At 62.9% G+C, this 22344-nt stretch carries 18 protein-coding genes; 6 read left to right on the top strand and 12 right to left on the bottom strand.

Going from position 1 to position 22344, the window contains the following annotated elements; all coding sequences use genetic code 11:
* The first annotated feature begins 89 nt into the window (after positions 1-89).
* From JW030_RS03650 to JW030_RS03630, 5 genes are read left to right on the top strand one after another with little or no spacing between them, the layout of a single operon-like run.
* Positions 90-1601, top strand: coding sequence for a fumarylacetoacetate hydrolase family protein (locus tag JW030_RS03650; protein WP_256434443.1), 1512 nt, complete (start codon positions 90-92; stop codon positions 1599-1601).
* Positions 1598-2281: a GntR family transcriptional regulator gene (locus tag JW030_RS03645; protein ID WP_188044665.1), complete on the top strand. Its 684-nt coding sequence runs from the start codon at positions 1598-1600 to the stop codon at positions 2279-2281. Before JW030_RS03650 ends, JW030_RS03645 begins: the two co-directional genes overlap by 4 nt.
* Before the next feature lie 46 nt (positions 2282-2327).
* On the top strand, positions 2328-3824 hold the full coding sequence (gene hpaE, locus JW030_RS03640) for a 5-carboxymethyl-2-hydroxymuconate semialdehyde dehydrogenase (protein WP_188044666.1): 1497 nt from the start codon (positions 2328-2330) through the stop codon (positions 3822-3824).
* A 34-nt stretch (positions 3825-3858) separates the two neighbouring features.
* A complete protein-coding gene (hpaD, locus tag JW030_RS03635) occupies positions 3859-5001 on the top strand; it encodes a 3,4-dihydroxyphenylacetate 2,3-dioxygenase (RefSeq protein WP_188044667.1) in 1143 nt (380 codons plus the stop codon).
* 9 nt (positions 5002-5010) lie between these two features.
* Positions 5011-5580, top strand: a complete 570-nt coding sequence (locus JW030_RS03630; RefSeq protein ID WP_206348629.1) for a hypothetical protein — start codon at positions 5011-5013, stop codon at positions 5578-5580.
* Between the two features lie 56 nt (positions 5581-5636).
* Here the strand turns inward: JW030_RS03630 and JW030_RS03625 are convergent, their stop codons facing one another.
* The 9 genes from JW030_RS03625 to JW030_RS03585 form a co-directional block, all read right to left on the bottom strand.
* Positions 5637-6581: a class C sortase gene (locus tag JW030_RS03625; RefSeq protein WP_188044669.1), complete on the bottom strand. Its 945-nt coding sequence runs from the start codon at positions 6579-6581 to the stop codon at positions 5637-5639.
* A gap of 94 nt (positions 6582-6675) precedes the next feature.
* Positions 6676-7413: a SpaH/EbpB family LPXTG-anchored major pilin gene (locus JW030_RS03620; protein WP_188044670.1), complete on the bottom strand. Its 738-nt coding sequence runs from the start codon at positions 7411-7413 to the stop codon at positions 6676-6678.
* Positions 7414-7483: 70 nt separating this feature from the next.
* Positions 7484-8637 (bottom strand): IS3 family transposase gene (locus tag JW030_RS03615; protein ID WP_188044671.1). Its coding sequence is split into 2 segments (ribosomal slippage): positions 7484-8364 and positions 8364-8637, totalling 1155 coding nucleotides; the frame shifts between segments, so codons are not numbered across the junction.
* 116 nt (positions 8638-8753) lie between these two features.
* Positions 8754-9638: a class C sortase gene (locus JW030_RS03610; RefSeq protein WP_188044672.1), complete on the bottom strand. Its 885-nt coding sequence runs from the start codon at positions 9636-9638 to the stop codon at positions 8754-8756.
* Between the two features lie 93 nt (positions 9639-9731).
* The gene (locus tag JW030_RS03605) at positions 9732-11264 is read right to left on the bottom strand and encodes a SpaH/EbpB family LPXTG-anchored major pilin (RefSeq protein ID WP_188044673.1); all 1533 of its coding nucleotides are present in this window, start codon (positions 11262-11264) and stop codon (positions 9732-9734) included.
* A 92-nt stretch (positions 11265-11356) separates the two neighbouring features.
* The gene (locus tag JW030_RS03600; RefSeq protein WP_188044674.1) at positions 11357-14848 is read right to left on the bottom strand and encodes a prealbumin-like fold domain-containing protein; all 3492 of its coding nucleotides are present in this window, start codon (positions 14846-14848) and stop codon (positions 11357-11359) included.
* A gap of 466 nt (positions 14849-15314) precedes the next feature.
* Positions 15315-16289 carry a hypothetical protein gene (locus JW030_RS03595; protein WP_188044675.1) on the bottom strand — a complete coding sequence of 325 codons (975 nt, stop codon included), beginning with the start codon at positions 16287-16289 and terminating at the stop codon, positions 15315-15317.
* 74 nt (positions 16290-16363) lie between these two features.
* The gene (locus tag JW030_RS03590; RefSeq protein WP_188044676.1) at positions 16364-17521 is read right to left on the bottom strand and encodes a sensor histidine kinase; all 1158 of its coding nucleotides are present in this window, start codon (positions 17519-17521) and stop codon (positions 16364-16366) included.
* A complete protein-coding gene (locus JW030_RS03585) occupies positions 17514-18146 on the bottom strand; it encodes a response regulator transcription factor (RefSeq protein WP_188044677.1) in 633 nt (210 codons plus the stop codon). Before JW030_RS03585 ends, JW030_RS03590 begins: the two co-directional genes overlap by 8 nt.
* A 780-nt stretch (positions 18147-18926) precedes the next feature.
* Here JW030_RS03585 and JW030_RS03580 point away from each other — a divergent pair.
* The gene (locus JW030_RS03580; protein ID WP_188044678.1) at positions 18927-19487 is read left to right on the top strand and encodes a TetR/AcrR family transcriptional regulator; all 561 of its coding nucleotides are present in this window, start codon (positions 18927-18929) and stop codon (positions 19485-19487) included.
* Here JW030_RS03580 and JW030_RS03575 read toward each other — a convergent pair.
* Genes JW030_RS03575 through JW030_RS03565 form a run of 3 tightly spaced genes read right to left on the bottom strand, consistent with a single transcriptional unit; the run spans position 19481 to position 22319 of the window.
* Positions 19481-20029, bottom strand: coding sequence for a hypothetical protein (locus tag JW030_RS03575; RefSeq protein WP_206348628.1), 549 nt, complete (start codon positions 20027-20029; stop codon positions 19481-19483). The genes JW030_RS03580 and JW030_RS03575 overlap by 7 nt on opposite strands.
* On the bottom strand, positions 20029-22014 hold the full coding sequence (locus JW030_RS03570; RefSeq protein ID WP_188044680.1) for an alpha/beta hydrolase: 1986 nt from the start codon (positions 22012-22014) through the stop codon (positions 20029-20031). Before JW030_RS03570 ends, JW030_RS03575 begins: the two co-directional genes overlap by 1 nt.
* Positions 22011-22319: a hypothetical protein gene (locus tag JW030_RS03565; protein WP_188044681.1), complete on the bottom strand. Its 309-nt coding sequence runs from the start codon at positions 22317-22319 to the stop codon at positions 22011-22013. The genes JW030_RS03570 and JW030_RS03565 overlap by 4 nt, the downstream gene beginning before the upstream one ends.
* Positions 22320-22344: the final 25 nt, after the last annotated feature.

Below are 22344 nucleotides of genomic sequence, written 5' to 3'. Positions count from 1 at the left end.
GGCAGCACAGTTCCCAAACCCCACCGGATCGTATACGATATGAAATATAGCGCTCCGGATCGCCCCCAGTTCACTCGAAAGACGAGGCAATTGTGACCTACGGAATCGATACCCCCGGCAAGATCATTGCCGTCCACCTGAACTATCCGTCCCGCATGGATCAGCGCGGCCGGACGCCCGCGCAGCCCTCGTACTTCCTGAAGCCCTCCTCGTCACTCGCTCCGACCGGCGGCACCATCGAGCGCCCCGCCGGCACCGAGTTGCTGGCGTTTGAGGGCGAAGTCGCCCTCGTGATAGGCGAGCCCGCACGCCGCGTCTCGCCCGAACAGGGTTGGAGCCACATCAAGAGCGTCACCGCCGCGAACGACTTCGGCATCTACGACATGCGCGCGGTCGACAAGGGCTCAAACATGCGCTCGAAGGGCGGCGACGGGTTCACCCCGATCGGCCCCACCGCGATCTCGACCGAGGGACTCGGCGAGGGTGACTGGCGCGTGCGCACCTGGGTCAACGGTGAGCTGGTGCAGGAAGACACCACGGACACCCTCAAATTCAGCTTCGGCCAGCTGGTCGCGGACCTCTCACAGCTCATGACGCTCGAGACCGGCGACGTGATCCTGACCGGCACCCCGGCAGGATCCTCGGTCGTGTTGCCCGGCGACGTGGTCGAGGTCGAAGTCGACGCCCCGAACGCTCCCGGCGCGCCGAGCAGTGGCCGCCTGGTGACCACCGTCACCCAGGGCACCGTGCCCTTCGGCGACTTCGGCTCGGGCCCCGCGGTGGACGACACGCAGCGAGTCGAGGCCTGGGGCAGCGAGGCGGAACACGCGGCCGCGGTTGCCGCTGGCCGCGCGACACCGCTGTCGGCCGAGCAGGATCCTGCCCCATCGGTTCCCGTCCTGACCGACGAGATTCGCGCCCAGCTGTCGGGCGTTGCCGTCGCCACGGTCTCGTCGGCGCTGCGCAAGCGCGGCTACGTCGACATCTTCATCGACGGGGTGCACCCCAACCACGAGGGCGACCAGATGCTCGGGACAGCGAAGACGCTGCGCTTCATCCCGTTCCGCCCGGACCTCTTCACGGCGCACGCTGGCGGCTTCAACGCACAGAAGCGCGCGTTCGACACCGTCGGCGCCGGCGAGGTACTCGTCGTCGATGCCCGCGGCGAGCGCGGCACCGGCACGGTGGGCGATGTGCTCGCGCTGCGCGCCCAGGTGCGCGGCGCCGCCGGCATCGTCACCGACGGCGGCGTGCGTGACTTCGCCGCGGTACAGGAGTTCGACATCCCCGTCTTCTCGCAGGGGGCGCACCCGAGCGTGCTCGGCCGTCGGCACGTGCCGTGGGAGACCGACGTCACGATTGCCTGCGGCGGCGCGGCTGTCCAGCCCGGCGACATCATCATGGGCGACCGCGACGGTGTCATTGTTATCCCGCCGTTCCTCCTCGCTGAGGTCGCAGCCGAGGCTGCCGCGCAGGAGGCGGCCGACGCCTGGGTCGCGGCGCGCGTGGCCGAGGGGCACCCGGTCGATGGGTTGTTCCCCATGAGCGCCGAGTGGCAGGCGAAGTACGCCGCGGAGTCCGCAGGAGGTGGCGGCGCATGAGCAAGGTCGACGCCGCTCACGACTACATTCAGCAGCGTATCTCTGACGGGCGCTTTGTCCCCGGGTACCGCCTCGTCCTCGGCCAGATTGCCGACGAGCTCGATATGAGTGTCGTCCCGGTGCGCGAGGCGATCCGGCAGCTCGAGGCCGAAGGCCTCGTCACGTTCGAACGCAACGTTGGTGCGCAGGTCGCGCTCCTCAAAGAGACCGAGTATCTGCACACCATGCAGACGCTCGCGCTCGTCGAGGGGGCGGCAACCGCGCTCGCGGCCCCCGACATCTCGGCCGACCAAATCAAGCGGGCGCGCGAGATCAACCAGACCATGCGCGAGACGCTCGAGGCGTTCGACCCGCAGCGCTTCACTGCCCTGAACCTCGAGTTCCACAGCGTGCTCTTCGAGAGCTGCCCGAACCCGCACATCCTCGACCTCGTCCACCGGGGCTGGAACCGCATGAAGATGCTGCGGAACTCGTCTTTCAGCTTCGTCCCCGGACGCGCTGGCGACTCGGTCGAAGAGCATGAGCGCCTCCTGCGGCTCATCGAGTCACGGACACCCGTCGACGAGATCGAGACCGCCGCCCGGGCCCACCGCACCGCAACACTCGACGCGGTACTGGCCTACTCGGACGAGCAACACCGCCACCTCGCCGAAGCCCAAGAAGCCGCCCCGGCCGCCTAGGCCCCTCCCCCACACGTATCTCACCACTCACCCTCAGGAGAAGCACATGATCCACGAGAAGCCCGCGGGCCTGCCCGACAAGATTCGTCACTTCATCGACGGCAAGTTCGTCGACTCGATCGGTGGCCAGGAGTTTGACGTCATCGAGCCCGTCTCGAACGAGGTCTACATCACGTCTGCATCGGCGCAGTCGGAAGACGTCGAACTCGCGGTGGCCGCCGCGAAGCGCGCCTTCGACGAGGGCCCCTGGCCAAAGATGCTCCCGCGCGAACGCTCGCGCATCCTGCACAAGGTCGCCGACATCGTCGAGTCCCGCGACGAGCAGCTCGCGCTGCTCGAGAGCTGGGATTCCGGCCTGCCCATCACGCAGGCAAAGGGCCAGGCCCGCCGTGCCGCCGAGAACTTCCGCTTCTTCGCCGACCTGATCGTCGCGCAGCACGACAACGTCACCAAGGTGCCGGGCCGCCAGATCAACTATGTGAACCGCAAGCCGATCGGCGTGGCCGGCCTCATCACCCCCTGGAACGTGCCGTTCATGCAGGAGTCGTGGAAGCTCGCACCCGCGATCGCGACCGGCAACACCGTCGTGCTGAAGCCGGCGAGCTACACCCCGCTCTCGGCGGCGCTGTGGCCCGAGATCTTCCGCGAGGCGGGCGTGCCCGACGGCGTCTTCAACCTGATCCTGGGCTCGGGCAGCGTCGCGGGCGACGCGCTCGTCAAGCACCCCCACGTGCCCCTCATCTCGTTCACTGGCGACAGCTCCACGGGCGCGATGATCTCGACGAACGCCGCCCCGCTGCTGAAGAGCCTCTCGCTCGAGCTCGGCGGCAAGAGCCCGTCGGTCGTGTTCGCCGACGCCGACCTTGAGGAGGCACTCGACGCCACCGTGTTCAGCGTGTTCAGCCTGAACGGCGAGCGCTGCACCGCCGGCAGCCGGGTGCTCGTCGAGCGCTCCATCTACAACGACTTCGTTGAGCGCTACGCCGAACGGGCGAAGAACATCGTCATCGGACTGCCCTCCGATCCGGCGACCGAAGTGGGCGCACTCGTGCACCCGAGCCACTTCGAGAAGGTCATGAGCTACGTCGAGATCGGCAAGGGCGAGGGCCGCCTCGTCGCCGGCGGCGGCCGCCCCGAGGGCTTCCCCGAGGGCAACTACGTCGCGCCGACCGTGTTCGCCGACGTGGCCCCCGATGCGCGCATCTTCCAGGAGGAGATCTTCGGCCCGGTCGTCGCGATCACCCCCTTCGACACCGACGAGGAAGCGCTCGAGCTCGCGAACAACACGAAGTACGGCCTGGCCGCCTACGTCTGGACCTCGAACCTGAAGCGCGCACACAACTTCGCGCACGGGATTGAGTCGGGCATGGTCTGGCTGAACTCGAACAACGTGCGCGACCTCCGCACCCCGTTCGGCGGCGTGAAGGCGTCGGGTCTTGGCCGCGAGGGCGGCTACCGCTCGGTGGATTTCTACACGACGCAGCAGTCGATCCAGATCACCCTGAACGAAGCACACAGCCCGCGTTTCGGCGCAGGCAAGTAGCTCGCACGGCCACTACACGCAAGGAAGCGAAATCATGGCAAAGCTCAATGAAGAAGACAAGCAGTCGGCAGGCTTTTGGGTAACCAAGGAGGCCCCCATCGTGGCAGCCAACCCGATTCACACGGCCACCTCCGAGGCGCCCGATATTCTGCGCTGCGCATACATGGAACTCATCGTCACGGACCTCGCGGCCTCGCGGGCGTTCTATGTCGACGTGCTCGGCCTGTATGTCACGACCGAGGATGACGAGGCGATCTACCTTCGCTCCACCGAAGAATTCATCCACCACAACCTCGTGCTGCGCAAGGGCCCGCTGGCTGCGGTCGCCGCGTTCTCGTACCGCGTGCGCGCAGCCGAGGACCTCGACAAGGCCGTGGCGTTTTTCGAGGAACTCGGATGCGAGGTGCGCCGCAACCCCGAAGGCTTCGTGAAGGGGATCGGCGATTCGGTGCGCGTCGTCGACCCGCTCGGGTTCCCGTACGAGTTCTTCTTCCAGTCCGAGCACACGGAGCGGATGTCGTGGCGCTACGACCTGCACGTCCCCGGCGAGCTCGTACGGCTGGATCACTTCAACCAGATCACACCCGATGTGCCCCGCGCCGTGGGTTACATGCAGAACCTCGGCTTCCGGGTCACTGAGGACATTCAGGACGCGGAGGGCACGGTCTACGCCGCCTGGATGCGCCGAAAGCCGACCGTGCACGACACCGCGATGACCGGGGGCGACGGACCGCGCATGCACCACGTCTGCTTCGCGACCCACGAGAAGCACAACATCCTCGCGATCTGCGACAAGCTCGGGGCGCTGCGCATGTCCGACCACATCGAACGCGGCCCCGGCCGCCACGGCGTCTCGAACGCGTTCTACCTGTACCTGCGCGATCCCGACGGCCACCGCGTCGAGGTCTACACACAGGATTACTACACCGGGGACCCCGACAACCCCGTCGTGACGTGGGATGTGCACGACAACCAGCGCCGCGACTGGTGGGGCAACCCCGTCGTCCCGTCCTGGTACACGGATGGCTCGCTCGTGCTCGACCTCGACGGCAACCCCCAGCCGGTCATCGCGCGCACCGACGACTCGGAGATGGCCGTGACCATCGGGGCTGACGGCTTCTCGTACACCCGCGACGAAGACGGCGAAAAGGGCTTCAAGCTCGGAAACACGCTCTAGGTCGCCCGGGTGCTCATGATCGTGAGCGCCCTGATCTGCGCGGCCTGCGCACTGCACCCGCTGGCCGGGATTCGGTTCTCACCGAGTCCCGGCCAGCGGCGTATCGCGACGTACTCGTTGGGCCTGCGACACATCGGGGCGGTACTACCGGCGCTCGTCATGCCGATCGCGATGATTGAAGCGACGCTCGTGCGAGCGGTACCCGCCGCCTGGTGGGCGCTCGCCCTTGTGGCTTCGTCGCTGGCGCTTGCCGCAATCTCTCGTTTTGGGGCCCCGCGGGGCGGTTCGGTGCTCGCCGGCCTGCACCGGAACCTTCTGCCCGTGGCATGCGCGTGGCTGCTCGTCGCCGGCGCCCATGGCAGTCACTTCGTGGGCACGGCTGCGAGCTCGGTAGCGCCCGCGCATCATTCGCAGGATCCGGCCCGGTGGCTCGTCACGCTGCCCGCGATCTTCGTGCTGGCGAGCCTTGCCTGCCTCGTGGGTCAGCTTCGCACTCGTCCGCGCGGGACACACGGGCGAATGCCAGTGGTGGAGACCGTTGCGGGCACGCTCATGCTGGGTGTGATGGCGTTTGCGTAGCTTCTCGGCGCGCTCAGGTAGGCCGTTCGCGAGTGAGTGAGTTCAACGAGACGCGCTTAGCGTGTTTCGGGTGATCTTGCGCGCGAACTCTCTGCGTCGGTGAAGCCTGCACGCCAAACCAAACCAGCGACGAGCATCAATCCGGCGCCGAGCCCCAGTGCCCACCAAGGAAATCCCGGAATAGTTGAGGAACTCCCTGCATTCTCAATATCCCTGATCGGTGTCGGAGTGACACGCTCGCCAGTGACGAGAATGCGGTGGGTGTTGATGCCGAGCGGGGTACAAGTGACCAGGGTGACGAGGTCACGACCTTGCACTGCACGCAGAGAATTGGTCTCATCGGGCTTGACGACGACAACATCTCGAACCTCGTAGGTGAGCACCTCACCAAAGACTTCGATCGTGAACCGGTCACCCGTTCCCACCTGGTCGAGGTGGTTAAACATCGTCGCCGTGGCGAGGCCTCGGTGCGCGGTGATTACCGAGCGGGTGCTCTCTCCTCCGATGGGAAGGTGTGAACCTTCGAGGTGACCAGACCCCTGCATGAGGATGGCGTCCGAGGTGCCGTGGTAGACCGGCAGGTCGACGCTTGCGGCCGGGAACTTGATGCGGGCCATGAGGCCCTCATCGTTTGCGTTCAGGATGTTCTCGTACTCGAGCGAGGCGTTTGAGGAGGTTCCGCTGCCGGCAGGCACTGCAGTTCCGGCAAGGATGTCAACCCCAGAGGTCAGCGCGTCATTGTACCTTTGGGCTTGCAGAAGCTGCGTGCTGGCATCCGGATCTGATTTTGCGATCTGAGTGCTGTAATTTCTGATGATCTTCGACTGGCTATAAGACGTCAGCCATTGCGAGGTGCTCGGGTAGAGCGCAGTTCCAATCCCGATCAAGACGAGGAGCGAGAGTAGCCATGTGGTAAATGCGGGGCGCCAGCGCTTCCTCCCGCTCTCGAGGGAATCGGCGGGACCATCGGGTGGCGAGAAGGCACGAAGTCCGATGTTCATACGGGCTCTCATTGATGTGGTCGGAAATGGTCGCGGTGGGCGGGATGAGGGAGCGGAAGCCACCACCCCCAGACCACCCACCGCGATGGTTGGACTAGGCCGAGAGCTTGCGGCGACGGATCGATGCGACGCCGATGCCGCCACCGATCAGCGCAAGACCACCGATTACTAGCGCAGCCTGACCTGCCCCGCCGGTGAGGGGAAGGCTCGGGACCGACTGCTTCGTGTTCTCAATGACCACATCTGCAGTGGCTGAAGCACCAGTGACAACCTCAACTGCAGTGAATTCGGCACCACCTGAAGGCAGCACGAACCCAGTGGGAGCCGCAGTCTCCTTGATGAAGTAGCAACGCGCAGCGGCGAGCTCATTCGGCATATTGCCGCTATCAGTGACATACAGACCAGGAACGGTCACGAGGCCACCGGCAGCGGTAGCGAACTCTGTCTCGCCATCTACCGAGATCGGTCCTACGCCCGGAGTGGTTGCAGCGCAATCAGCAGCGTACGGGTCGTTCGACTCATAGACCTCGAACTTGGCTCCGGCAAGACCTGTGGTGACACTATCGGCATCGACCTTGCTAATGACGAGGTCGCCCCAGTGGGTCGCAACGGTGTTGGAAGGGATGCCGGTACCAGCTTTGGTTGGGTCGTTTACGAAGAGAGTCGCGGTATTGCGAATCACACCGTCGCCCAGGGTCTCAACCACACCAGTGAAGACGACAACGATTTCCGACTCAATGCTGTTGTTTACTGCGGTGATATCAACAATTGCATCGAGGGTGTTCCCCGAACCGCCCGTGGAGAAGGGAACGTCGACCCCATCAATTTTCACTGATTCGATCGCTACGGAACCCAGACGCGAGTCCAGAGTGGACTGCTGCAGCTTTGCTTGTCTCGGGTTGTTAGGCCGCGAGTGCGACGTTTGTGATCATTTCATACTCGATCGGGGTGAGTCGGCCAAGGCTGCGCTGGCGGCGGCGGTGGTAGGTGCCCTCGATCCAGTGCACCATCGCGAGCCGTAGTTCGGCTTTGGTTGACCAGCGTTTCCGGTTCAACACGTTCTTCTGCAACAGGGCGAAGAAGGACTCCATTGCGGCGTTGTCACCGCACGCACCGACCCGCCCCATGGACCCGGTCAGTCCGGCCCGGGTGAGGGCGTGGACGAACTTCCGGGACCGGAATTGCGAGCCGCGATCGGAGTGCACCACAGTGCCCTGCGGGTCACGCCGTGCGACCGCCTGAGCCAGCGCAGAGACCGCCAGAGACGCCTGCATGCGGTCATCAATGGCGTAGCCGACGATCCGGTTGGAATAGACATCCTTGATCGCGCAGAGGTAAAGCTTGCCCTCACCGGTCCAGTGCTCGGTGATGTCTGTCAGCCAGAGCTCGTTCGGGCGGGCCGCGGTGAAGCGGCGCTCGACGAAGTCGTCGTGCACCGGTGGGCCAGCCTTCCGGCTCAGACCGCGCTTCTTCGCGAGCACGCTCCAGATCCGCTGCTGCGAGCACGCCTTCCACACGGTCCGCTCCGACACGCTCACACCGCTTGCGCGGAGCTCGTCGGCGATGAACCCGTAGCCGAACTCGGGGTCGTCCTTGTGGACGTCGTAGACGGCGTTGAACAGGTGCGCCTGGTCCCAGTCGCGTTGCGAGACAGGCTCATTCTCCCAGGCGTAGAACGCCTGCTTGCTGAAGCCCAACACCCGGCAGGTCACCGCGACGGGCAGCGGGCAGGGTGCACTCGTCGCGGCCAGTTCACGGACCAGCGGGTAGATCATTTTGGAAGGATGTCACGCGCCAGATACGCCGCCGCGCGGCGCAGCACCTCGTTTTCCTGCTCCAGCAGCCGGTTCCGTTTGCGCAACTCGCGCAGCTCGGCCGCCTCCTCGGAGGTGGTGCTAGGCCGGGCACCCTCGTTGACTTCGGCGGTCTTGACCCAGTTCTGGACACAGGACTCGCTGATCCCGAAGTCCTTCGCGATCTGCTTGAACGAGGCCTCTCGTTTCCGGGCAATCGCGACGACGTCCTGACGGAACTCCGCGGGGTATGACTTAGGCATAAATACATCCTTCCAGCGGTGACGAATCACCGCAGGTCAGGAGTCAACCGAAGCTGCGGCAGTCCCGGAACCGCTGTTGGAAAAACGAAGGAACCCACAAAATCGATTCTTGGGGCTCAGTTCCCCCTCCTTGAAAGCACGGCCCTGTCCACATAACCACGCCGCCACACGTACCCAGCAAACAGCAGGATGCCACCGACACCGAACACGGCCCACCAGGGGAACCCTGGGATTTCAGGAGCATTCCCCACCGACGCAATCGCGTCGGTGGGAGTGGGTGTGATCCGTTCACCCGTGACGACAATACGATGGCTATTGATACCCAGCGGGGTGCAGGTAATTAGCGTCGCTGTGTCCTTCCCTGGAATCACAACCAGTGAGCTGGCGTCACTCGGATCAATGACCTGAACATCGAACACCTGGTAGACAAGTGCTTCGCCGAGGACCTCCAGCGTGAACGTATCGCCCACCTGTACCTGGTTCAAGTTCGTGAACATGGTTGAGTTTGCGAGTCCGCGGTGCGCGGTAACGACGCTGCGGGTGGATTCCCCTCCAACAGGGAGGTGGGAGCCTTCAAGATGACCAGCGCCCCGCAGGAGGGTGTCTTCAGAAGTGCCGTGATAGATCGGGAGGTCAACGTCAATGCTGTCGATTTTCACCCGCCCCATCAGTCCCTCTGGTCCTGCTTGCAGCATGTCCGAGTAGCGCAGCTCGCTGTCTGTGAGATTCCCAGTGCCCACTGGCACGTTCCCGCCAGATTCGAGCTTGACGCCGGCAGTGAGGGCAATGTTGTACTGATTCGCGAGACCCAATTGGTCGGCAGGGGTGGGGTCGATGTCGTCCAGATTGGTGGCGGCGCGCTTGAGGATCTGGGACTGGTTGTAGGAGGACAGCCATGCCGCAGTCATCGGGTACAAGCCAGCGACGAGGCCAACAAACGCGATCACCGTGATCAGCCAGGTGAGTGCGCCGGGTCGCCAGCGCGTGGCGTTGGTACTCATCACGGGTCTGCTTTCAAGAACTGGATCGTGCGAGGAAGGACCGGAGGGGGCAGTCTATGGACCTGCCCCCTCCGGGATGTTCGCCAGCGGCGGTTAGTTTGCGGCTGCCGCGTTCTCCTTGCGGCGACGCATCAGGACAAGACCACCGGCGACAGCTGCGGCCGAAACGCCCGCAGCGATCAGGAGAACCTGTCCGGCAGCACCGGTCAGCGGGAGGTTCGGAACGCTCTGCTGAACGTTCTCGATCTTCACATTATCGACGGTGCTCGTCGAACCGATCGTGAGGGTGACCGCGGTCAGCGCTTCGGTGCCGGTAGGAAGTACGTACCCGGCAGGGGCTGCGGTCTCCTTCAGCACGTAGCAACGGGTCGGGCTGTCGATAATCGGGTTGACGCTATCGCTCACGAAAAGGCCAGCGAACGAGATCTGACCGTTACTGTCAGTTGTAAAGGTGGTCTGTCCGCCGATCGAGATGGGCTGCGCGCCAGCAGCAATCGCAACATCACAGGTCGCACCGTAAGGCACCTCCGCTTCATAGAGCTCGAAAGACGCGTTCGCAAGCGGCACCTCAGCGGCATCGTTCAGTGCGTACTTGGTCAGGTCGAAGGCACCCCAGTTCGTGCGCACCTGGTTCGAAGGCATCGGGGGCTGGCCATTCGGGTCGAAGCCGGGGTTGTTCGGCCAGAACTCCGCGGTGTTCGCGATTACGCCGTTCCCGATGCTATTCACGGTGCCGGCAAACGTGACGGTGATTTCCTCACTCACGTGGTCGTTCGGGCCTTCGTTCAGCCAGGCGATACCCGCCGAGGTGAAGTCAATCGACATGGTCTGGCCGGTCACGTTCGGGGTGTAGAACGTGGGATCAAGCGCCACTCCGCCGACGGTGACGGTGATAGCGCTGGCCGCGACCGGGGTGAGGCGGGTGTCCAGGGTGTCCTTGATGCCGAAGCCGGTCCATGCGCCCTGCATGGTCGGGACGGGCACGGTGGTTGGGAATCGCACCACGGAACCGATAGCGAGGTCTTCTTGCGCCTCGATGGTCTTCGTGATCGAGCCTTCACCGTTCTTCGGGTAGGCGTGCACGTCGTACACCCACCCGCCCTCGAACGGCATCGGGATCGTGACGATAAAGGGAAGTGCACGTTCAACGATCACCGCAGGTGCATCAGTCTCACACACCTGGTACAGGCCCAGGTCAAGATCGATGGTCGAGAGACCAGTCGCGTCAGTCAATGGCATCGGAACGCCTGTGCCGAGGGTATAGCCGTTGGGTGCGGTGCAGCCGGCACCCGGGACGAGCGCGTCGAGGCCGTTCCAATTCTCCTGGACGGTGAGGTCTAGCGGACCGGTGTCGCCTGCCTTGATCAGCGGGTACACGGTGAATTCAACATCCGCAACCGGGTCAGTGAAACCGGGGTCAGTCACGCCGCTCAGGTCACCAACAGTAGTGCCGTCCTGGTGCAAGTACTTGTGGATGTTCAGCGAACCGGTGGCGTCAGGGTCGATGTTGCCGTAGGCCGGCGCCTCAGCGAATGCTGCGGTTGCGGGGCTCGCGATTGCAAAGATTCCGATCGCTGCCGCACCCGCCAGGGTGGTGATGCGGCTTCTAATGTGACGTTTCTCCATGGAGACTGACCTTTCTATGTTGGTGCTTGAAAACTTGCTTGTTGAGATGGGGGAAGATGCAGTGCCGGTAGGTATCGTTGGCACTTGGGTATTCATATGCGCGGTGCCCTCCGTCGCGACGCAGCCAAGAGCAGTGCGATGGCACCGGCAATCCCGGCACCGAGCAGGATCCCGAAGGTTCCGATACCGCCAGTTAGCGGGATGATGAGGCCGGCCTTCTGTTCATTAACGATCGGAGTTGTGAATGCGCCATCGCCGCGGATCGTGATCTCGTGGGGCGTATTGTCAAGCACATACCCTGCAGGGGCCCGAGTCTCGACGAGTACATAGTCACCTGCAGTGAGTGCGGTCACGTGGAACTGGCCCACCTCCGGATCCTTATCGGCACCAGTACAGTCCGCCGGGTCACTCTCCACACAGTCAGTGACCGCAATAACAGACCCAATCGGATCGCCGCCCGCATCCACTCTGGTCAAGGACCACTCGGAGCCGTTCAGACGAGTGCTGTCGGTATCATCGGCAACCTTCTCCCAAGCGAGGGTTGACTCACCGATGATCACACCGGCGGGGTCACACGAGGGATCAACGCCCGAATTCTCGGGCGCTGCGCAGGCGTTATTCACCCAGGTCGAGGGGTTCGCCAGATCACCAAGGGTGGCCTGGTACTCGATCGTTACTGCTTTCGCAGCGCCGGGCATAATCTCCGGGATCACCGTCTCCCCGCCGATAGCCGTCAGGCCCGTGGGTATCGGGTCGAGCCCGGCAAGGTCTACCTTGTCATCGGAAACCCGCACGTTAGTCAGTGCCTGATCGCCGGTATTCGTTATGACCAGACGGTAGTTCACGGCGTCACCGGCGAACTTCGTCGGATAATCGTCGATGTTCTGTGCGTCGTGCCAGTTGCCGTCGTCATCCTGCACATACTTCTTCATCAACACGGAACTCGCCGCGGCGATCTGGATCCAGTCCGAAGTGCGCATGACCAGCTGGGTTCGGCTGCTGCGCGCCTGGGCCCGGTTCACGTACAGGTCCTCGGATGTGGCACCAGCTGTAACGATGTTGATTGTGAACGACTGCGTCGTGCTGGGAGCTAGCGGTCCACCGATGACCCGGATCGCGGTGGCATTAGCCGCGTAGGTAGTGGTCCACCCGACAGTATTACCGCTCACTGTGCCGGCGGCACCGTTCATCGGGGCGGCCGGGTCATCCGAGATCGTCGCAGGACTCGCGGTTGTGTAATAGACAGTCGCACCGGGCATCTGCGAGATGTCGACCGGGCCGCTGAGTGTGTACGATCCGGTGAAGTCCGTACCACGGCCGTCGCCGAGGTATGGGAGCACGTCGATGGTGTCGGTGTATGTCTGTCTCACGGTGTCATCCGAAGTTAGCCGCACTGTCCAGCCATCCGACGCAACCCCATTCGAATGGGGAACTAGGCCCTGCGTGGCCGTTTTGGTGATAAACGTGGAACCACTCGCACGAATACGCACCACCGCTGAGTCGGCCACCTTCGAGGTCCCGATCGAGGCGGAGGCGTTATTCGTCAGCACAGCGCCGGCCTCAACATCAGCCGGGAGGACAACGTTGTACTGCATGAAGTAGTCCGCATTCGTCGACACATCGTTGAACACCCAACGCAACTCAATGCGGCCGCTATCCAAAGTTGTTACCGACGTGGGCGTGATCGTCGCAGATCCGGGCTCATACGTCGCGCCAATAGGCAGAACATCAACAAGGGTGTACTCGGGAAGAACTGTGTTTGACGGCGACTCCGCACGGTACTTGATCGTGTAGCCGACCGTGGCGCCAGGTACGGAGTGGGTCGAACCGACCGTCTTGTCGATGACAGGCTTTGCTCCGACAACACGCAGAACGTCTCGGCCACCACCCGTGAACGGGTAGCGGGCACCGGCCCCGGTGAGCACGCCATACGGCTGCTTGAGGTTGACGTTCATGGAGCGGTCCTGGTGAGACCACATTGTGTTGCCCGGAGATCGGAAGCTCATCCATGTGTAGATGTCCTGCCCGATCGGAGCACTCGGCTTTAACGTTGTCATCGTGCGCAGACGAGGTATGTCTCTCACCCCGGTCATGCCTAACGGAAATAGCGCGCGAACCGCTTTGACCGTTGAAAGGTCTGCGGGAACAGTAGTGACCCAGCTGGCCGGGTTGTTATTTGTGTCGTTGCACTGCCAATCGTTCGGGTTGTAGTTGGGGCTGGTCGGATCCAGGACGCTGTTCGGACCGGTTCCAGTGAAGTACCAGATGGTCGGTTGGACACCTCCATACGGAGTGAGTACTCCATTGATGACATCGCCTGCTTGGGACCATTTGAAGGTGACGTACTTGGTGTCTAGCACTGTGCAGACCTCAGAAGTAGTTCCGGCCGTTGTCGGAGCCGCGACACCTGATTGAGCCTGTGCCGGCTGCCCCGCCATCTGACGGAAGGTGTCAGTCCAGATGCTGCCTTCCACAGGGGGGGTCATGTTATTCAGGTCCCAGCCACCGGCCCACACACCACGTGTGTAGGCTACCGAGTTGGCGTTGTTGGCTGCGTCGTCGAGACTGGTGGCACCGCCGACAGACGTGTACGTCGGTGCGTTCGCGCTAATGCTGAACCTGCCCGGATTCACATATTGCATACGAAAGTGGATCATGCCAGCGGCGACCACATCCCAAGATGTAGGGAGATCGATTCCAGTGGAATCCTTGGTCGGCAGGGTCGTCTTTGTGTAATTAATGCCGGCTAAGGTGACGTCGTACTGGTTCGTCGTCCCCACTCGCACCATAGTGCACGTGGGATATGGGGCGGTGTTGGTCGCGCTAGCTCCAGTGGCCGTCGCAAGTGAAAACGGATGAGCGGCCTGTGCTGAGCTGATCGGGGTACATGCCCCACCATCAGCGAGAGACCTGGCTGTGACTGCTTCGCTGTTACTGGTGGTGATCGTTACGCGGAAAGTGGCCGAGCTTGGTCCGGCCGCAGCACCCGGCGAGTGCCGCAGCGACCACGGGAATGAAACCGTCTGGTAAATCCCAGACAGAGTGGTATTCGGATTGCCCTGATCCCACTTCATATCCATCGCAAAGGTGTTTGTAATGTCCAGCTGTGGAGTAGTGGCGGTCTGCTCACCGATGGAGCCAGTCACGGAGACCTTGTCCCCCGTGCTGCCAGTGACTTGGATGCCGGTGAGGACGAGTTCTGCGGTACCTTCGGCGCGATCGCCAAGATTGCAGGTCATCGTCGTTCCGTTTGCACTGATCAGAGAAGACGGTGTGACTCCGGTCTCCAGACAGATCGCAGGCAAGGCCGTGAAGATACCCCCCTGAACAGAGAACTGCACAGTCACGTTGGGAACAACTGTGTTGTCTGGTGCTGGCGCATCGTCGTTAATGTTAAATCGCCACTCAGAGACGACTGAGTTGCCCTTAGCGACAGTAGAAGGTGTGGCCGCCTCCCACTTCCCCTCGATTTGATAGACCGTGTTCGCTGACGCTGCAGTCGGGATAGACAGGCCAGCCAGCACCGTGAACGCTGTGAGCGCGGCCGCCACGACGAAGCGCACCCCTCTGTTTTCACTGCGCACAGCAGCACTCCGCCGTCTCTTCAAAGGTGCCTCCAAGGCTAATAGACATCTAATTTCCAGTGTTTTTTCTTGGAGATTTTCAGGTCTAGGCTGTTCTTAACGTGAGGTGAAAGCAGTGCCTGATACTGTCCGAAACCATCCCGGAGAGTTCGCACACGCACATCTTTCGATTAGATCCAAATGTGCACCTTCAAGCAGCGCTAGTGAAGGAAAATCCCCATAAATGGGGGTCCTATGCCGCCGCCATGTCGAGCTCTACTGAGACACCGAAAATTTCTCCTCTGGTCGTCGAGTCACATGATCCGGCACACAGATGAAGAAGGGAGAATCATCAAGACATGAACGATCATCGACCCCGACGAGTTTCGCCTCCTCGCGCGTGAATCGCTAAAGAGTGGCCAGCGCGAGGCGTTAGTTTGGATACGCCGAGGCTGGCGCTAAGTGGATGGGCTCGTAGGTGAGCAGGTCACCTCTCAGCGTCAAGCCGGTTGCCGATCTCGTCGATCTCCATCCGCGTCATCGCAGCGCCATGTCTGATGACCACGGTGAACTTAGCGGGAGAGGACCCTGAAACATAGCGAATGACGATGCTGTCACCAGAATCTGCATCCTGCAGCACTTCAATGAGGGCGGCGACAAGCGGGCCGTCGATCACGCCAGCCTTCTGGGCGCCCAAGCTCTCACCCAGGAGACTTACCGAGACTCCGCGAGATCGCGCAGCAGCAACGACATCTGCGAATACTGAATGATTGAAGATCGGGGCACTCAAGTGGTCACGGAGTCTCGCTTCAGCAATGCGCACATCTGCCAGGAGCTGGTCGTCGATCCGGTCGGCTTCGAGCACTTTGATGAGAACGTCGTTCGCACCCGAAAGGGTCAGCGCCCTGCGAATGCGGAACATGGTGAGTTCGCGCACGTCCGCTCGACTCCGCTCGAGGAGTGCTGCGGAGCGGCTGTCAAATTGGTTGCCGTTCTTGACGATTTTGCCCACGTAGCGCACCCACGCTACTGAGAGCAGTAAGACGCACAGCAGGTACGCCAGTGAAAGGTACTCGCTGAGTCCGCAGTCAGTCAGAGTGACCTGGGCGCAGGCGACTCCCAGCACGAGTAGTCCCAGGCTCAAGCCCATGCCTCTGGGGCCATCGAGCACTAAGAGGGCGAGCAGAAAGACTGAGTAGCCGAATAGCGATGGCACATACTCTGGGGTTCCGAGATTCACGCGGATCGCCGTGGTCCCTAGCGCGGACGCCGCGACGATCACGGCCAGAGCGCAGCGGACGGTCCGCGATGAAGCACTGTAGCGTCCGAGGTATGCGAGAGTTCCGATGCACGCAGAGAACACGGCGACAAAGAGAACCGGCGCGGAAGGACCGAAAAAATGCCCCTTCAGTAGTGATTCAATAATCGGGGTGACCAATAGCACAACCAGCAGCCACGCCATCGGGCCGAGGCGTGATGTGCGAGCCCTCCTCTGCTTCCGGTCGGTGGCACCGGATAGCTCTGTTGCCTGCCGCATCACGGCCTCTTCCAGGTCAAGATCACCACTGTTCCTTCGCCGGGTGCGGACGTGATTCTGGCAGCGCCCCCCGGCAGGTCTCGCATGCGTTCCGAGATCGAACGGGACACCCCGAGTCGATTTGGGCTGACACTTTCGGGCACAAAACCGGGCCCGTCGTCGGAGACGACCACGTTGACGCAATCCCCGGCGAGCTCGGCGCAGACCGCTCGCTGAGACCCAGGCGCATGCTTCGCGCTATTCCTGAGCGCTTCCATGAGCGCCGCCAAGAAGGTGGCGACGACGTTCTCGGGAAGGGATCCATCTGCCTCAACGATGAAGCAGTCAACGTCGGGATTGGCCTCTCGCATCGCGGCCTCGACGACAGTTCTGATCTCACGCACGCTCATCTCGCTCTCGCCCGGCCGTTCAGCGCGGTGGAGCAAGGCCAGCGCCTCGCGCACTGAGGCGCGGAGGTCATCGGTGATCTCGCTTCCGCTCCACATGACCTGATTCATGACACCAAGGATGTTGTCGTGGAGGATCCGCCCGAGCCGTCGTTCTTCGCGCAGCCTTTCTCGCGCCGCAGCGGATTCTGTGACACGGAGTCGCCAGCGATCTTGGCGGACTCCATACTGAGACATACGAGCGCGCACCTCAAGAAGCAGCATCGGGAAGCCGACGTTCGTGAACTGCACAAGAGTAACCACCCAGAGATGGAGTGGCCAGAAATCGTAGGTCGCCCAGAAGGAGAGAGCCGGGAAGGTTGCCGTGACCGCGGCGATGAGGTTGACCGTGAGCTGTGGGCGAGACATATCGAGCTGCAATGCGATGAAGCATAGGTAGACGCCCGCGAACATCCAGCTCACCTCCCAGACCACTGGGGAGACCGTTCCACGCATTGCCGGAAACGTGAGCAACTGCAACGCAAACCCCAGCACGACCGAAAGCCCCATGATGGCGCGAAGCGCACTCATGCGCATTGCTCTGGCCCCCACAGTGATCGAGAACATCGCGAGGAGCAAGATGATGTACCCGAAGATTGACCACCAGACCGGCTGCGTGGGCCGAGTGACGAGCTCCAAGACCCAAATCCCGCCGATACACAGACCGCAAATCGCCACCAACCGGGCAAAATTACGGGTCAGGGTCTCCTCCCGACCAGCGCTGTCAATCATCGAGATTGAGTATCCCGTCCTGCACGGCTCTGCGGAAGAGGTCAACCTTCGTTTTGACGGGACGGTTTTGCTGCGCGTATTTCGCTCTGATGCTTCGCACATGGTCGACGACGGTGTCTTCGGCAATGTGCAGCATTGCAGCTACACGCTTTGCCGATTCACCGCCGGCGTAGAGCGTGAGTACTTCTGTTTCCCGTGGCGTCAGCAGTGAGTTCACGAAAGCGCGATCCGCGTCGAGTGCTGCTGCCCATTCGCTATCCACGATTTCGGTACCGACATACACCCCTCTGATGGCGTGGAAGAGCGTTTCGGTCGGGGCCGACTTCCGCACCACAGCGCTCACACCTGCTCGACTGGCCTCTCGAATGAGATGGGGCTGCTCACCACTGGTAAAAGCGATCACTCTATTCGTCAGGCGTTGCAGCACTGTCACGTTGTCTTCGACTGTCGAGCCGTCGCCGAGGGAGAGGTCAAGGAGAATAACGTCCAGGGTATGAGGCGATTCTGCGAGTGCTTTCGGGGACATTGCTGAGGCCACGACGCGCATATCATCCTGCGTACGCAGCAACATCGCTACCCCGTGCGCAATAGTTACATGGTCATCGACCACGCCAACTCTGATCATGCTGCTCCGAATCGTGAATGCGACTGAAACTGGACCGGACCAAATCCAACTTTATCGGGCGTACGATCAAATCCTGGTAGTTCCCGTTTGTACTCTGAGGAGTGGGGTGCGTTTGCGCGTTTGTTACCCAGGAGGAACGAACGGTGCCAGAGCAATTGGTTGGGGCTTTTGCCCTAGCACCGTTCCTTGTTGCCCAGCCGCGTGTCTCGGAGCGGACACGCCTGAGCAACACATCTGCAAAAATGAACGCATGGGGGATACGTCAGATTTGCAGAGTCTGAGCGACAGACACCACAGTACGGAACTCATGTAGCGAGGCCTATCCCCATATGTGGGGGTTTATTGCACAACCGAACTGAACGCCGTGCAGGTGAATCGTCCCGTGCTTGAGTATCGAGTCGATTATCCGTGGACGGCACAGACGAATGCCGGTGTCGCGCGTCAATAGGGTTCGGTGCCGAGTCGTTGCGTCAGTGGGTTGGGTAAGCCGATACTGCCACGGACCATCCTGACCGGCAGGCCGGTGAGGAGCATGCCGCCATCTGTTCACCCATGACCGAGCGAGTGCGCAAGACGATGCTCTACGACGGCGCGCGAAGGGGAGCCTCGGCAAAGTCTGCCCTGACGAGTATCAGGCTGCCTACTCCTCGGTGCTTGCCCGCATGCCTATCGCCATTCCAGAGCGGTAGCAAACTTCGGCACTTCGTGTTGGCCGAGTCCAAGTAGCTTCTTAGGCATCTTCTGCGTTTGCGTAACTTCTCGGCGCGCTAGGGTGTGGGTGTGAATCAGGTTTCGGGGCGCGACGCGCTGCTCAGCGCGACGATTACCGTGGTGGCCCGCGGCGGCCTGCGTTCGCTCACGCACCGCGCGGTGGCATTGGAGGCCGGCGTCTCGCACGGTCTCGTGCGACACCATTTCGGCTCTCGCGACGCGCTGATTGAAGCCGCGCTGGAGTATGCGGTGCAGCAGAGTATGAGCTCGACGAGCATGACGGGACGCGTGCCATCGGTGGCGGGCTTCGCCGAGGGCATCGATTCGCTGGCCGAGCGCGAGGCCGACATGCAGGCGTTCCAGTACGAACTCCTCCTCGAGGCACGTCGGAAGCCCGAGCTGCGGCCGCTGATCGACGCCTACTACGAGACGTACCGTCGGGCTTCGTCCGAGCGGCTTCGCGAGCTTGGCGTGGTCGATCAGGACCTCGCCGAGGTGATCTGGTTCGCGCTCGACGGCCTCGTCTTTAAGCAGCTGATCGCCCGAGACGCCGCGGAGGGCGCCCGCGCGATAGAGCGGATCCGCGCGCTCGTGGCCGCGGCGGCGTCGCTGCCCGCTTCCCCTCAATAGCGCTCCATCACGGAGAGGTCGTCCGAGCAGGATGAGTTGATCTCGACCTCGACATAGATCGCATTGCCGCCGAAGGCCAGCATTGCACCGTCTTCTCGGTCAGCCCGGAAATCGATCTCGCCCGCTTTTTGTTCCTCCGGCGGGATGATGTAAGTGACCTCCCACCCCTCTGATTCCCACTGAGCCCAGAGGCGTTTCGCTGCCTCCGCAGGGTCGCCAAACGACCGATTGCTGAGCGTCAGATTGAGACGGCCCGGCCGCCGATTGATCGGTCCCGAGCGGCAGATCTCGGTCTCGGCGCCGCGGATGATCTTCTCTTTGTCACTGGGCCACTGCAGTTCGGGGACGTCTACCCACCAGCCTTCCACTGGCCCCAGCACGGCGAGGGCGTCCTCTGCCTGGCCTTGTACCCAGGCTTCTTGGGCCCAGAGCGAGTCGTGCCCGACGGCCTTCGCGTCTGAGACCACCGGCATCTCGCTACATCCGACGATTCCCATCGCCATGCCCACCACCATCCCCATCTTGATCAATTGCCGCACCATCACGGACCTCCCCATGTCATTGCTTCGACCCGTTCGCGCGCGGACAGACTCTCCTGTCGAACCTCGGTCAGCCCACCCGAGACCTCAGCGCCCTCACCGAGGGTCAACTTTGCGATGCTGTCGAGCGATTGCGTGCGCTTATCGAGGTACCCGCCCCCGTCGTCGCGGGAGATACCGTGCCCGGTGACCGGCAGAAGTTCTCCATCCCCGTCCGACGAGAAGTATTGAGCACCACCGATCCGCAGGGTCGACGGCGCGGCGGTGGCCGGGTTCGGTTGTAGTCGACCCGAGAGCTGCGAGCCAAGGGGGGCGGTCGTATCCGCTGTCGCCATGGTCGTGTATACCCGAGCCCGGCCTTCCGCGTCGCGGTCGACGTGGAGATCGGCGAGCGAGGCCACCCGCCCGCCGTCCAAGCCTGCGGAACCCATGAGTGTGAGTGACTGCACGGGGAATCTCGTGAGCAGCAACGCGTTTGCCGCTACCGGGGTGCCGTACGAGTGGGCGAGCACCCCGTGGTTCCTTATCTCCTGGTTCGCCTGGCGCGTAGCGAACGCCCCGTCCAACTCGCTGGCGAGGCGGGACGCCCCGACTCGGGCCGGCTCTGCGGACAGCACGCTCAGCAGATTTGGGGTGTCGTACTCGAAGTACGCGACCAGGGCGTTGCCCTCGTCGAAACGTCGGGCCCGCTCGAGCACTCCCCCTTGCGCCTGAAAGAGGTTTTGCCCCGCCCTGTCCCACCCCGCCAGGCCCTCGTGCACGTCGTTGAACATCCCGGGGATGACCCAGTTCAGGTTCTGAGCAGTATCGAGGTCTCCATAGCCGACTGCCGCTCTCGGCACCTCGCCGGTGACGTCGAACGCCACCAGACTCACCGGTGGGCTGGCCACCCCACGCTCAGCAACACGCAACCGCTCCTTTTCCAGTACCTTCATCAACTCGTCGACCGCGACGCGATGGGTCGGGCCGAGCTCATCGGGATGCAATATGAAGTACTCGAGCTGTTCGCGGTTCGCCGCGTCGCGCACTGCGAACGGGAGACCCGGCAGGTTACCGATGACCCAGGGCACCTCAGTGACCAGCCGCTGTTGCTCGTTGGCGCTGAGCCTAGCCCAGTTGCGCGCGACCACGGTCGGGTCGGGCGGCTGGTCCCACGAGTCCTCGCCAGACCGGCTGCCGATGAGCCGTGCGAGCAGGGGGTGAGATCTCGCGGCGACGGCTGGACTCTGTTCCCCGTTCCCAGCGCTGCCAACAACCGCACGGGCAAGGAAGAGGGCGGCGGGCTCATCAGCGCCAGGTCCGAGCGTGATGAGCTGTCCGATCTCGGTGGCATATATCGACGCCCGCAATGCGGACTCCGCACGCCGTCGCCGCTCGAGCAGACTGTTCCAGAGGCGGCGTACCTGCGCGAGCTCATCCAACGCGTCTCGCCAGCGCCGCGCCGCTACTCGCCAGGGCTCCTCATACGCATGGCGCAGCATTGCTCCAACGCTCGGGCCCTCAGCCCGCGGCAGAGCTCCCGCAAGACTGAGGTGCGCTGGCTCGGGCATCACGGTAGAGACGCCTTCGTCCCATTGGCAGTCGCCGCGAACGCCGATCGCGGCCGCAATTGCCTCAATTGCCCGCGCCGACCCACGAATGTTGTCGAGCGCACCGGCCGCTCGCTCAAGCTGGGCCCTCGCCTCTGCGTGGATCTCGAACACCTCCGCGGCGTAGCGATCGAGCGCGTACTGCCCGCCGACGGCACTCTCGTGCAGCGCGACCGCACCCGGCTGCAGGCCCGCGCTGAGCTTGCCGATGAGCCGGGTCACCCCGATGCTGTGTTGGCGCTCGAGTGAGTTTCGCGCCCCCGCGACGTGCCGCCCAAAGAGCGCGGCGTCCTCCGCCACTCCCCGCGCAAAACTGGCAAGCGGCGCTACCTCGTCAGGACTACCGTGAATCGGCGTCTCACCCCCCAACGCCTCGCGCGCCCCAGGGACGACCGTCATCGCCCGCCCCCTTTCGCCGAGAACCCGCCGCTGAGCGCCCCCGCGATCTTTCGGTCGAGCGTGTCGCTGTCTCGCATCATGTCGGCGACGGCCTCGCTGGCGGTTCGAGCTGCACGCGACAGCGCCGAACGCGCGAGCTGCAGTCCGCGCATGTACTGTTCGACGTCGTCTCCAATGCCGCTCTGGCTCTCGAGCATCGCGCTCGGTCGCCGCGCGTTCTCGGCCACCATCAGGTGGGCGGCGGCGATCAATGCCGACCCAGCCTCCGCAAGCACGGCGTCGTCCAGCACTACCCGGTCCGCCATGCCCCTCACCGCCTCCGCCGCACCG

The sequence above is a fragment of the Leucobacter sp. CX169 genome, assembly GCF_017161405.1.
Taxonomy (GTDB): Bacteria; Actinomycetota; Actinomycetes; order Actinomycetales; family Microbacteriaceae; genus Cx-87.
The sequence above is the reverse complement of the archived record's forward strand: the minus strand, read 5'-3'. Positions and strand labels throughout refer to the sequence as shown.